We start from the raw sequence: 14638 nt of genomic DNA, 5'->3' as shown, positions 1-14638 counted from the left end.
TTCTTATAATCACCTGTTGTCAGCCAAGGATTGCTTCGTGTTACGTTTTCTTTTTCCGGTAAGTTTATTTCTTAGTGCAGTTCTTTTATTTAGCATCCAGCCTATGGTAGCGAAAACAATATTGCCGGTTTATGGCGGTACTCCTGCTGTATGGACTGTTTGTATGCTGTTTTTCCAGGGAATATTGCTTGTATCCTATGGATATGTCTGGTTATTAAGTTTTCTTAATAGATCCCTGCTCTGGCGTTTGGTTCATACTGTTCTGATTGTGTTGAGTATCATTGCAATTCCACTTCTGTTTCAACCTGCAGAAATGGCTGGATATCCAGAATGGGATATACTCTATGATTTATTATCTCAATTGGGCTTGCCTCTATTGATTATTGGGGCATCTGCGCCTTTATTACAATTTGCTTACAGTCAAACTTCCAGCAAAGGGGCATCTGATCCTTATTATCTGTATATAGCAAGTAATCTGGGCAGTTTAATAACCTTACTTATTTATCCTTGGGTAATTGAGAGAGTTTGGGGAATAACTCATCAGTTTCATCTCTGGAGCATAGGATATCTGGCTTATCTGTTATTATTGCTGTTTGTTCTGTACAGCGCTCGTTATAAGCCATTAGAGCATCAACGCACGGATACAAAAGCCTTGCCCTGGCGATCCATGCTGTACTGGGTATTTTTAAGTTTTATCCCGTGCAGCCTGATGTTAGGTGTTACTTTATATATTTCTACGGATGTTGCGGCTACTCCTTTATTTTGGGTACTGCCTTTAGCCTTATATTTGCTTACCTTTGTTATAACTTTTACAACCAAACCCTTTATATCCAATGAATGGATAAAGAGAAATTGTATTTTTTTTCTGGTGTTTACCATTCTAGGTTATATTTTAAAAGCAAATCAGGTTCATGTCTGGCAGGTTATACTGGCTAATTTAGCCAGTTTTTTTGTTTTGGCTTTACTCTGTCATGGCCAATTATTTCAGCGAAGACCCGAACCGCAATTACTGACCTTATTTTATTTTTGTCTTGCTTTGGGCGGTGTGCTTGCAGGAGTATTCAATGGAATACTTGCTACTCATTTATTTAATCAAATTTATGAATACCCATTAGCAATTTTATTGAGTTTATTTGTTCTCCCTTTGTCCAATTACTCAAAGGACTGGTGGGTACCACTGGTTGTTACCTGTTTGCTTTTACTGCATTATTTTATACCTCAAATCAACTGGTATGCAGGATTTTCCACTTTTCAAGTTACCGCAATTCTGGCATTAATTGTCATTGTTGTTGGTTATAAAAGTAAAGTGAGTCTCATTTTATCCATGTTTATTTTATTTGCCTTTCTTTATTCTCCTATTTTTTTGGATAAAAATATTTTATTGCAAGAACGAAATTTCTTTGGTGTTAAACAGGTGTTGATTAAAGAAAATACTCATGTATTGGTCAGTCAGTCAACAGTTCATGGCTTTCAATTGCTTGGAGAAAAGAAACCGATTAGCGGTTTTAGGGCATATTACGGTGCCATAAAATCCGTTGTTGAAGACATGCAAAAGGAATTTCATTCCATGTCAGTGACCATATTGGGATTAGGTACTGGAACCATGGTGTGTCAATTTAGAGAAAATGACCAATTAACGGTGATTGAAATTGATCAGCAAGTCATTGATTTGGCGAAAAATCCCAAATTATTTACTTATCTGCGTGACTGTTTGCCCTCAGTAAAGTTAATAAGAGATGATGGTCGACTGGCTTTGAATAAAATACCTGATGGATCACAGCAATTAATTATTTTGGATGCCTTCAATTCGGATGCAATTCCCGTTCATCTAATGACTCTTGAAGCGTTTACCCTTTATAAGAAGAAACTGAAGGAAGATGGGGTGATTTTGGTGAACCTGAGTAATCGACATCTTCACCTACTGCCAGTCGAGAATTCAGTAAGTCGATCATTGGATATGATGTTACTCAGTCTGGTGCACAAAGGGGATCCCAAGCTCGGGCAGTTTGATTCCGAGTGGGCTTTGCTCACCATGAATCAACCTTTGGCTATGCAACTGATGAAGGGAACTGGCTGGCGTTTTGTCAGTGACAATAATCAATTTTTATGGACTGATGATTATTCCAATCTGATACCTATGCTGAAATGGTGATAGTTCAGGTTGTGTAAAGCCCATATTCCACTTTGGCTCTTTATTGACGGTTATGCACGCAGTCAATGAGTGAAGTAGGGTATGGGCTAGATTTCATTATATCTCGGCAAGGTTACCTTTAGTTTCCAGCCAGATTTTTCTATCGCCAGCTCGTTTTTTATTAAGCATCATATCCATTACTGCTTCTGTTAACTCCTCGTCATCCAGAGTGAGTTGTACTAGGCGTCGTGTATTAGGATCCATTGTCGTTTCCCTTAATTGAATGGGGTTCATTTCTCCCAGTCCTTTAAATCGCTGGACATTTACTTTTGCCCTTGAGGTTTGGTTCAGATGATTGATGATTCGGGTTTTCTCTTCGTCATCCAAAGCATAATGTACAATTTTCCCTGAATCGATTCGATAAAGCGGGGGCATGGCAACAAAAACATGGCCGGCTTTAACCAGTGGTTTGAAGTGGCGCAGGAACAGGGCGCATATTAAGGTGGCAATATGGGCTCCATCAGAATCCGCATCAGCAAGAATACATAATTTTCCATATCGAAGACCACTAAGATCATCAGAACCAGGATCTACACCGATTGCGACTGATATGTCATGAATTTCCTGTGATGCCAACACTTGGGATGAATCTACTTCCCAGGAATTCAGGATTTTTCCACGTAAAGGCAAAATAGCTTGAAAATCTTTGTTACGTGCCTGTTTTGCTGAACCACCTGCCGAATCTCCTTCTACTAAAAATAACTCGGCCTGACTCAAATCAGTTTGCAAACAATCCGCCAGTTTTCCTGGCAGGGCAGGACCCTGACTGACTCGTTTTCTTGCGACCTGCTTGGCTTGTTTCAGGCGTTTTTGGGCGCGCTCTATGGCCAGAGTTGCTATTGCCTCACCCTGATTGCGATGTTGATTCAGCCAGAGAGAGAAAGCATCTTTGATGACGTTGGTAACAAAAGCAGATGTTTGACGAGAGCTCAATCGTTCTTTAGTTTGTCCTGCAAACTGCGGCTCTTTCATTTTGACAGACAAAACGTACTGGCAGGGTTCCCAAAGATCATCCGCAGTGAGTTTCACGCCACGGGGTAAGAGATTTCTTAATTCACAAAATTCGGCCATTGCATCAAATAAACCAGAACGCAAACCATTCACATGGGTTCCGCCCTGAACCGTTGGAATCAAATTGACATAACTTTCATTCAAGGTACTGTTAGCCGCATCTGACCAGACCAATGCCCAGTCAACAGTTGCTTCATCGCTTTTAAATTCACCGGCAAAGGGTTCTTCGGGTAAATAATCATCAGGCAGTGTTTGGCTTAAATAATCGGTTAATCCATGTTCGTAACACCAATGTGTTTCTTCGTTGGTTGCCTTATTAATAAATGTCATGGAAAGGCCGGTACATAATACCGCTTTTGCTCTTAAGACATGGGTAAGATGTTTTAAGGAGATTTTAGTCGTGTCAAAATATTTAGCATTGGGCCAGAACCGGATAATGGTACCTGTATCTCTTTTTTTGGTCACTCCTGTTTCATTGAGTTCACAGAGTTTGTCGCCATTGGCAAAAGACATTTGATAGATAATTCCATTTCGTTTAATGGTTACATCAAGTCGTTCGGATAGGGCATTAACAACAGATACCCCCACTCCATGCAGTCCACCGGAAAAGCTGTAGTTTTTATCAGAGAATTTTCCGCCAGCATGTAATCGTGTCATAATGACTTCGACACCACTGAGTCCCAATTGAGGATGCAGATCAACAGGCATTCCTCGTCCATTATCTTCGACTTCGACTGAGCCGTCTTCATGAAGGGTGACTGTGATATGGCTGGCAAAGCCTGCAAGTACTTCATCCACGCTATTATCGATGACTTCCTGAGCCAAATGATTAGGACGTGTTGTGTCGGTATACATACCCGGACGTCGTTGAACAGGCTCAAGACCACTTAAGACCTCAATCGCTTCCGCAGTGTAGTTTTCAGACATAGGTATTCACTCAAATTTAAACTAGAACTATTTTAGCATACATCATTCGTTAACAGGGTGGGATAGGTTCAATTTGAAAAAAAAAACTGACTCATTGTTTTAAAAACACTGGGAAAAACGCCATCCTGCACTATGTTCGGGCTGACGTTTCTCTGCGTTACTATGAAGTTACGAGTCAATCAGGTAATTCGTTTATCAACTATAATGAAATCGAGTTTCGAATGATGTGTTTTGATCGGTTGTCGAAGGACTGTTTATGACCCGTCAGAATATCAGGTTAAACCATGGCCAGGAGTAAAAAACTTGAACTATAAATTAATCTATTTGTTAAGTGGTTTATTTCTTTTAGCAACAGGTCAACTAACAGCAGCTGAAGCAAATAAACCCATCGAGTTAATTATCAAGAAATACCCTGTTGAGGTGAATGGTAAGGCAAGTGAGTTATTTCGAATTGAACAACCTGATGGTACCTGGGGATTTCAGGGGATAAAAGGCCAATGGTTTGATGCCATAGTAAAAAATACCTCCGATAAACCTACCGTCATTCATTGGCATGGTTTGATTGTACCTAATGATCAAGATGGCGTTCCTTACGTCACACAACCTCCAGTTCCTGCAGGAGGTTCCTATCATTATCGTTTTAAATTAAAACAATCCGGAACCTACTGGATGCATTCGCATTATGATTTGCAAGAGCAAAAATTTTTATCAGCTCCCTTTATTTTACTTGATCCACAGGAGAAAAAAGCAGATAAAGATGTCATTTTTATGATTGGAGATTTTAGCTTTAAAAGCCCTGAAACGATTTTAGCATCATTAAAAAAAGGTACTAAAATGCCTATGAACACGACACAGGACAGTATGACTATGTCCCATACCATGGATAAAAGCATGGAGGGTTCAAAACCTGATTTAAATGATGTGACTTATGATGCGATTCTTACGAATTATAAAACACTCAAAAACCCGGAAATCGTGCATGTAAAACCTGGTGATTCAGTGCGCTTACGTATTATAGCCGGTTCATCAATGACCAATTTTTTTATAAATACAGGGGCATTATCTGCTCAGGCAATAGCGGTTGATGGTCAGAATATTAAACCCTTTGAGGACAGACGATTTCAAATAGCCGTAGGACAACGCCTTGATCTGATGGTTAAAATACCTGATGAAGGAGGTTCATTTCCTATTCTGGCTCAAGGTGAGGGGACTTCGATGCAAACAGGTCTTATTTTGGCAACTGATAATGCTCAAATTGTTCTGCCAAAAGAACAGGCATCCTCTACATCAGGTGCTTTTAATTATGATCAGGAATTAAAGATCGAGGCGGTTTCACCTCTCTTGCCTAAAACTCCAGAACTCATACTGACCGTAACATTGGATGGGGATATGGTGAAGTACATCTGGACACTGAATAAACAGGCATGGCCCGATATAAAACCATTGGAGGTTTCTCTCAATAAGCGGGTGGAACTGGTTTTTATTAATAATACATCCATGGCTCATCCCATGCATTTGCATGGTCATCTGTTTGAAGTTACCGAGATCGATGGTAAGTCATTAAAAAATGGGGCGATGCGAGATACCGTGCTCGTTTTACCTAAATCAACGGTTAAAATACAATTTGATACGGATAATCCTGGCAACTGGATGTTGCATTGTCATATGCTCTATCATCAGGCTACAGGGATGATGACCTTTATGAATTATAAAGAAGTTAAAATTCCGAATCTGAATACTATTAAAAAAATGGAATAGACTTCTTCGTCTTAACCCTGTTCTTTGTTGCTTAAAACTGTTTCCTTATAACCTTTTGGGTTACAATATGCACAAAATATATGAGGTTATTATGAAAGATATATCGGATAGTCGTGGGGAAGCAGAAGAGTTGTATCAGAAAGGAATAGCTCAACTGGAACGCGTTAAAGAACTGGATGGTAAAGAAGTGATAAGTGCGATTAGTCATTTTCATCATTTAATTTTTATCATCGAAAATATAGATATTAATTGTCGCATCAGTAGAGACTATACTCTTCTTGGTCTTGCAAATCTTGGCTTGGCTCATGCCTATAGGCATGTAACCAGAGGCATTAATCCGGGTGATATTGAATCTCGATCCAACAGGGCTGTTGAGTTTTTTGTAAAAGCAAATGCAGAGGGTTATCCAAAAGAGTCCGATAGACAACTCTCTTCTCATGTTAAGCTGTCGATGTTAAATGGTCATTTTAATTTACGACAAGAGACGGAGCAAATGGAACGTGTTTTTCGGATTTGATCTTGCCTCAAGCGGTATTTTAATACGATTCTGATCCTTGGTTGTACTCATAGTACATAGGACATTTCATGCGTATTAAGGCTTGTCCCCGAGAGCCACGGTCATTAAGTTAAGGATTATTGATTTTAGATTGGCTATTTTCGTAGCCCATATTAGCGAAGCGTAATATGGGGAAATAATGGAGTATGTTGCCACTTCGATCCTGTATTACGCTTTGCTAATACAGGCTACTAAGGCTTAACTTAATGGCAGTGTCCCCGAGAGTTCCTCACTTTTTAAAAAATGCACATTGAATACTCTTAATTTGCATTTTTTATTCGTCATTCTCGCGAAATCGGGGATCCATCCTAAAAGTTAGCACCAAGCCACATTGGTGCATGGATCCCCGCCTTCGCGAGGATGACCTAAAAAAGTGAGGCTCGTTCAGTACTTGTCCCTGGATGTTCCTCAGGAAAATTTTAATCCGAGTTGATTCTGACTATCCAACCAGTCCAGTTCTTGCATTACTTCACGACTTCGATTATTTGTACTTTGAGCATGAGTTACTATTTGATCAAAGGTCATATCGTTCTTAATTTGAGAGTAAGCAAATAAAGAATACAGACCCAGCCATGCCTTATTATCTTTATCCAGCCGTTTTTTATATTCAGTAAGGAAGATTTCTTTAGCTTCTTCTTTTGAATCCGGGCAATAGCGCATGGGTCTCCATGAGTCATGATTGGAACGAATAACGATATTATCAGGACGTTCGGTAGGTTGAGAATACAGGCATGAGGGATTGGAGTAATCATGATTGTTGACCACATGGGAAATCAGATTGGCAATTACTTCTGCTCCTTTGGCGCTGGGCTCAATTTGACTTCGGTAATAACGGGTATCCCGGTGATCCATTGAACTTGCCATATCAATGACGGGGATGTTCTGTTCTTTAGCGTACTTCAGTATTGGCGCATACACTGTTTGCATCAGATGATGTAATTCATCAACGGCATTGTGCGGCGCTTTATTGGATTTGCCCCAAAAATAATAGTTTAGAATGGTCAGGTAGGATAACGACTGATCTTTTTGTAACAAATTCATCAAGGTATAGATACCGTATAAATCCCGCGTTGAATCCGGACTATATTGAAGCATAATTATTGGTGAGGCATTGGGCTGAATGGTTTTTAATTCATTTAAAATGTCCAAATACCTCTGCTGAATTCCAGTAATAATCGATTTTAATTGCAATCTTCGTGTTTCTGGACTTTGATTGGCAAGAATTATGAGGTTTTCCCTTAAATCATTACCGCCAACACTCAGGATAATATGAGAAGGATTGTCTATTTTTTTGAGTTCACTCAATGGGTAATATTGAGTATGTTGATGATAAGGAGAACGAACCGCTTTGTCTCTGAACGCTCCTGAAAGTACATCTCTTGTTGTAAATCCATCACAGGATAGATCAATAATCTGGTCAGGCTTTTGAAATTTCTGTTTTAATTTGCCTGCTACGGTATCCTCTTCATTATCTACCCAATCGATGTTATCCAGAGTTGAGTCACCAAGAAGTACTATGTTCTTTTGATCTGATGGCATGACTACCTTTCCTTTGTAAAAAAATTAAGCATAGTATGTCGTTAAATGATTGTCTATAAATAAAAAACGGATACTTTAATTTTAATTATAGACTTTTAGGTTTTATATTAAAAATGATGAAGTAGTGCTTTTCTTACCCGATAAAAAAACAGAACTATATATAATTGAGATATGAATTAAAGTTACCTTTAGTCCTGGCTCTTTAGTTGCCAGTTAAACCGATATATTGGTACAGTGTATGATTATGACTTTGTGACTTGTCCCATGCAAAATACTGCTGAAATTAATCACTTAACAGTTGCTTTTCAAAATCCTGCCAAAACAGTCATGGCTTTGGATAAAGTCAGTTTCAATTTAAATCCGGGTGAAACTCTGGTTTTACTGGGAGAGTCTGGATGTGGTAAATCGCTCACGTCATTGGCCTTAATGCGTCTTCTACCCAAGTCAGGGGTGTATGGGCTAGACAGTCAGATTAATGTCAATGGTGAAGATATATTAAATTTGCCTGAACAAATGATGAGGCAATTAAGAGGCCGTCGACTGGCCATGATTTTCCAGGAGCCGATGACCGCGTTAAATCCAGTAATGACTATTGGGGAGCAGATTTCAGAGGTTTTAATAAGACATAACGCTCTGAAATCTCATGAGGCTAAAAAAGCTTTGATTTCATTATTGAATGAAGTTGAAATGCCACAACCGCATAATCGAATTCATCAATATCCTCATCAATTATCAGGTGGACAAAAGCAGCGGGTAGTCATTGCCATGGCCTTGGCATGCAACCCCGATATTTTAATCGCGGATGAGCCGACAACTGCTCTCGATGTCACCATACAGGCTCAGATTTTGGCTTTATTAAAAAAGTTACAAAAGAAACATCAGATGAGCATGCTATTAATTACGCATGACTTGGGAGTGGCCAAGGCAATGGCTGATCGAGTGTGTGTGATGTATGCGGGGCAAGTGGTTGAACAGGCTCGGGTCACTGATTTTTTTACTCAAATAAGACATCCTTATGTTCAGCAACTGATGGCTTCTTTACCTTCTTTTGCTAAAAGAGAGGAAAAATTATCCATTATTACAGGCAGCGTCCCAACTTTGGATGCTTTGCCTTCCGGATGCAGATTTCATCCTCGTTGTATTTATGCATTCGATCGATGCCGTAATGAAGAACCTCAATTACAGGAAATTGAACATCGAGTTTTAAGATGTCATTTGTATCCTGATTCTCAACAGTTACCCCAGTTGGAAAAAGACAGAATAATCTGGAACGTTTCAGAGGAACAGGCTGAGACTATTTTTACAGTGAATAATTTATCGGTTCATTTTATTCATAAAAAAGGACTCTTCAGCCGGAATAAGACTATGTTTAAGGCCGTTGATGGTCTCAGCTTCAAACTTCAACAAGGTAAAACATTGGCACTCGTAGGAGAGTCAGGTTGCGGAAAAACAACTGCAAGCCGTGCATTATTGCGTTTGATACCTGTTGCTGGAGGAGAAATCAATTACAGGGATATGGATGTTCTTGCCCTAGGCGGAAGCGCATTAAGACGTTATAGAAAAAAAGTTCAAATTATATTTCAGGATCCATTTTCTTCCATGAATCCACGGATGACTATTGGTGAAATTATTGCTGAAGGCATGCATGCTCAGGGTATGAACTCCTCATTAATTTCCCGAAGACAAAAGCAATTGATTCATCAGGTGAATTTACCCAGTACCAGTTTGCACCGTTATCCCCACCAGTTTTCAGGGGGCCAGAGGCAGCGTATCTGTATTGCCAGAGCCTTGGCTACAGAGCCAGATGTATTGATATGCGATGAACCTACCAGTGCTTTGGATGTGTCTGTACAAGCACAAATTCTCAATTTATTGAAGGAATTACAACAGGAAACAGGGATCTCCTATCTGTTTATTACACACAACATGGGGGTTGTGTCCTATATAGCAGATGATGTTTTGGTAATGAAAGATGGTTTGGCGGTAGAATATGGACACTGTGCAACTATTTTAAAACACCCGGAACATCCTTATACTCAGCAATTATTAAACGCAGTTTTAGATGTAGTTTAAGTCTCTTCAGGTTTTCTTAAGCATTAATGTGCTATATTTTGAGCAATAAATTAGATCATAATGCGAATAATTTGAGTTTGGGGAGATCTTGTTGCATGAAGAGCGCTATAGATAAATTATTATCCAGGAACGTTACTGAGTTCATTGAACAATTAGAAACTCTAAGTCAACAAGACAAAACACTTTCAGATGATTTAAAGTTCACTATTAAAATTTTAATTTCTTTTGGTAAAGAAGCCACCGAAAATCAATTTGAGTTGTTACAGGAGTTAAAAGAAAATCTCAAAATTCATCGAGTATTATTGAGAGATATCGCAGGCCTCTTTGATTATCCTCCTTATCCAGATTTAGAAGAATTTTCCAAACAACTCCATAAAAACTCCCTGCAACTTCAGTCTTATATCGATTCTTTTGATAAAGATCCTAAAGCAGGGCGTGACCCTAAAGTGAATAAAGGGAAAGTCTCGCAATTAACTGATGAAATTCTAGAAGAGCAATTTGATACTTCTAAATTGAGTCGTGTTGTTGCAAATATCCAAAATCTTGGGGATGGTTCAGTACTGTCATCATCAAGGCAGTTTAATCTTGTACAACAAGTAGTCTACATTAATGCTATAGGTCGAGAGTGTCCTTTAAATGTTAAAAACAGAACCTATTCGGATCTGACTACCTTGAGCCGAACGCAGTTGCGTCATTTATCTGATTTGTTTATTGAGCGTGTAAATGATCCTTTATTGGGTGCTCAAGAACGCGTTAAATCCCAATTAAATTTGATTGCTGTGATGAGGGAACAATATTTTCGTTGTACGGGTGTTTTCCTGAACTCTACTCAGATTGTCACCGTTTTATTGACGTTAAATCAGTTGCAGCATAATCGATGTGTTGAACTACCACCGGATGAAAATCTAAATGATACCAAAGCCTTTCTAGCTGCTTTGCAATGGGTGTTTACTCAGGATAATAATAAAACGAGAGCAAATAAAGATTTGCTCGTTAAAGAGTTTAAGTCCAATGATGTAAAAGATTTTTTTACGTTTCTTGGAGTACCAGCGAACGATTTGAATGAATCTGAAGCCGAAGTTCTGATTACCGAAGGGGTTTTTAAACCTGAAATAGTTGGTTTGAGTAAAAAAGTGGATGTAGAGTTGGCGTTCCGTGTTCCTTCGCATCATCGTGTTCCTCATCCGGAACCCGTTTCAGAACATTTGATACACAGTCTGGATTATTTACAAAAGATCCACCTTGCAGTCAATATGGCAAAATCTGGACAGCCTATTGTATTGATCGCCAAGAATGCCGAACATGCTTTAGCTTTAAATAAGCAATTAATTGAATATTTTAAAAGCGCTGGCAATTCCTATGAGATAAAGGCTTTTACGGGATCTGAGTCTGCTGAAAGAAGACATCAGTGGTTTAGGGATAAGGCAGCCAGGACTCCTAGGATCGCTGTTACCGTTCCTTATCTTGCCAATAGTGACGAATTTAAAACAGAACATATCAATGGGTGTCTTGCTATTCAATCTTATTTACATAAACCAGGTGAGACACGAAAGATTATTGATAAGCTTTCAGGTTTTGGAACACCAAGTAGATTTTATGCGATTCATGAAGAAAATGGCATTGTTTCATCTCTGCACAGCTCTTTAAAATCAAATCAGGATAAAGTAAATCTATTAAAAGCAGTACATGAGAATCGCAGGAACAGAAATCAGGAAAAGGCAATAGAGCAGTATTATATTCAATCAGTGACCACCATCCAAAGAGTCATACTGGAGCAATTTGATCATTGGCAAGAATTATTGCATCTACTACATCCCCGCACGGAATGGAAACAATTGGATTCAGAGCTATTTCTTGTGCAACAGGATTTAATTAAAAACCTCGAGTCTCAATGGAAGCAGATTTTAAAAGAGAGTGATCCTGAGCGCGTGTATTCCAATCCCTATGTTCGACGTTCTTCCAGTAAGGAACTGGATACACAAACTTTAGATAAAGCTCTGACTGATTATGAGATCAAAGTTGAGAATATCTGGACAAACACTCAACGCAAACTTAAAGAAAAAACTACGGGCAAATTAATTCCAGATTCAGTTAATGCATTACGTACAGTATATCTTGAGCAGGTAAAGTTAAGTGAACAATTGAAGCTTAATAAATTAGCTACTCGCGAGAATATTAAAATCACCCAGCATGAACAAAGAAAAGCGAATCGGATGGTCAAATCAGCACTTGATGTTAATGGTGCAATGCTTAAATATTCTGAAGGCAATGTCAGACAATACAGACAACCTTTTATTCAATATCAAATCAGATTACTCGCAAAAGATATTATTAATAACATCAATCAATCTTCGTTAAGTTCTAATATTAAAAAGGCCTTGATTGATCGGGCAAATAACGCAGAAAATTTACTTTCTCTTGAGTTGATTTTGATTGATTACGAAGGGCGATGGTTAAGTACGGAACATAATTCTGAGAAATACCGTATGCAGCCAGTAATCAATGAATTATTACGGGTACATCAGCAAACAGGTGCCGAACTGAACCCGGAGCTTCAGACTATTAAAGACATTTACCTGGATAATGTAGTTAAAGATGTAGTTCAAAAATTGGAGGATTCACTTTCTTGGGCAAAAAAAGAAAATAGAGGGTTCTGGTATCTTCTGGAACGTTCTGCAGCGACACGTGCCGCTGATGATTTGCTACTTGCTATCGAAGGGATAAAACTCTCAACTGATCCAATATTGCAAAAATCAGCATTAAAAAATCTGTTTAAAAAATTAAGTCAACATCAAGCCCAACTCGAAGGGTTATGGTTATTTTCATTTGGCCATAAGAATATTCGAGATACAATTAATCAAACATTGAACACCTTGAACGAATTAACTGTCATTGGTAGTGGTAAGGATGAGCTGGATCTTGGTTTTATAAATGAGTGCAAAGAGGAAGCACACAGTGAGGTAGTAAAACAAAAATTCAGAACGATTTTAAAACAATTGGAAGATAGAAATAGTCCATGGTTAAAAGAAAATAAAGACTGGCAGGAAATTACTCAGAAACTTAAAGTGATTCAAGGTGAAAATCCCTCCCTTTATGCTCTGGATGAAATGCATCATCTTGTTACTTTGAAGTGTAATGAACTCAGTCAAAGCAAATCAAAAATTGTTGATCCTATGATCCATTTAAGAGGAACATTACGTAGTCTTTGGAATGATGTGTCACAAAAGCATCATGACTTGTTGGATGAGTCACAACATTTTACGATTAAAAAAGAACAGATCAAAAAGGATCTTGATGGCGTCGCTGGCTTTAAAACCAATCAGGTTGAGTTGATCGTTGGAAGCAATGGAAGCACAGAATATTATGATTTAATTATCAGGGGATCAGGAGAACTTCCATTATTAGATAATTTTACTCGATATAATTCACAAATTAAGGCGATGCTTAATGATCAAGCTCAGTTAAGAAAACAACTTGAATTACCCCTATCCAAACATTCAGCTTTGAAACAATTGCGTGATGAACAGCTTAAATTAATTGAGGATGGTAAAGGGGAACAAGTCAATGTTGCGCTATTTCCGCAAACCTATCAAAGCGATATAAGAGCAATTCTTGAGTTACATTCGTATATTGCTGGAACAATTCCAGAGAATATCACTGATTTCCCGGAAGAGATTCAGAATCATTTTTTTGATAGAGCGCTGGTTAACTCAATGGATTTTTCCCAATTTTTTGATAAAACGGTGGTCGACCCAACAGAGATTCAGCGTGTGTTGGAACATCTAGGTACGATAAAAGATTCTCATTTAAGATCTGATTTAATTGATTTGTATAAAAAAATTCACCCAGATAATGTAGAGCCGCCAAAATCAAGATGGTCACCCAAAACATGGATATCTGGTATTGCATCATTTATCACCAGTCCATTTAAAATGGGAGAGACAGAACAGGATTTGCGCTATCAATTGTCAGAATTAACAGGCAGATCTCATAAAAATCTATCCCAGTTTATATCTATGAATATTAATAAGCGAATGACCACGTTAACTACTGAGATAGAATCTCAAATTGATGACGAAGCTAGAAAGATTGATTCGTTACAAGAGAACATTCAATTTATTAGTGAACGTATTGCCGATGAAAAGAATAAAGGAGGAGTATTTATTCGTCGATTTGCTTCCATCAGCCAACTCTATGATTTTGAAAGTAATCTAAGACAGTATAAAGCAGAGACTCCTAAGTTAAATGAAGTGGATGAGGTTAGTCCTGCAGAAGAACGTTTCGAGTCTGATGAAGTATTGGATTTGGAACATGAAGAATTTAATCTTCATCGAAATCAATCTGAGTTCAAGCTTTAATTTTAGGATTGTTGAGGCTTGAGCTACTGGGTTATTAAGATAGACTATGGAAATGATTTGATTCAATAATTTAGATAGGTAGTTCCAGCAGATACTTTTATTTTTAACCACTAGTCCTCAATATCATTTTGTCCAGGAAAAAATGATTAAATTTAGCCTTGGTACGTGGTCCTTTCGAGAAATTGCACACGTGAATTGTTAACAGCCTCTAAAACCGTATAAATT

The 14638-nt window shown here is 38.3% G+C and carries 7 protein-coding genes; 5 read left to right on the top strand and 2 right to left on the bottom strand.

Annotated features, from left to right (window positions below):
* Positions 1 to 37: 37 nt before the first annotated feature.
* A complete protein-coding gene (locus IZU94_RS09115) occupies positions 38 to 2152 on the top strand; it encodes a spermidine synthase (RefSeq protein WP_203110017.1) in 2115 nt (704 codons plus the stop codon).
* Between the two features lie 96 nt (positions 2153 to 2248).
* Here IZU94_RS09115 and parE read toward each other — a convergent pair whose 3' ends face one another.
* Positions 2249 to 4129, bottom strand: coding sequence for a DNA topoisomerase IV subunit B (parE, locus tag IZU94_RS09110; protein ID WP_203110015.1), 1881 nt, complete (start codon positions 4127 to 4129; stop codon positions 2249 to 2251).
* Between the two features lie 303 nt (positions 4130 to 4432).
* On the opposite strand from parE, the gene IZU94_RS09105 reads away from it, so the two are divergent.
* Positions 4433 to 5887 carry a multicopper oxidase family protein gene (locus tag IZU94_RS09105; RefSeq protein ID WP_203110013.1) on the top strand — a complete coding sequence of 485 codons (1455 nt, stop codon included), beginning with the start codon at positions 4433 to 4435 and terminating at the stop codon, positions 5885 to 5887.
* A gap of 91 nt (positions 5888 to 5978) precedes the next feature.
* Positions 5979 to 6404, top strand: a complete 426-nt coding sequence (locus IZU94_RS09100; RefSeq protein WP_203110011.1) for a hypothetical protein — start codon at positions 5979 to 5981, stop codon at positions 6402 to 6404.
* A gap of 447 nt (positions 6405 to 6851) precedes the next feature.
* Here IZU94_RS09100 and IZU94_RS09095 read toward each other — a convergent pair whose 3' ends face one another.
* Positions 6852 to 7982 carry an SGNH/GDSL hydrolase family protein gene (locus IZU94_RS09095; RefSeq protein WP_203110009.1) on the bottom strand — a complete coding sequence of 377 codons (1131 nt, stop codon included), beginning with the start codon at positions 7980 to 7982 and terminating at the stop codon, positions 6852 to 6854.
* 264 nt (positions 7983 to 8246) lie between these two features.
* On the opposite strand from IZU94_RS09095, the gene IZU94_RS09090 reads away from it, so the two are divergent.
* A complete protein-coding gene (locus tag IZU94_RS09090; protein WP_203110007.1) occupies positions 8247 to 10055 on the top strand; it encodes an ABC transporter ATP-binding protein in 1809 nt (602 codons plus the stop codon).
* 95 nt (positions 10056 to 10150) lie between these two features.
* Positions 10151 to 14413: a hypothetical protein gene (locus IZU94_RS09085; protein ID WP_203110005.1), complete on the top strand. Its 4263-nt coding sequence runs from the start codon at positions 10151 to 10153 to the stop codon at positions 14411 to 14413.
* Positions 14414 to 14638: the final 225 nt, after the last annotated feature.

The organism is Legionella bononiensis, from assembly GCF_016786215.1.
In the GTDB taxonomy this organism is placed as follows: domain Bacteria; phylum Pseudomonadota; class Gammaproteobacteria; order Legionellales; family Legionellaceae; genus Legionella; species Legionella bononiensis.
This window is presented reverse-complemented; position numbering and strand designations above follow the sequence as displayed.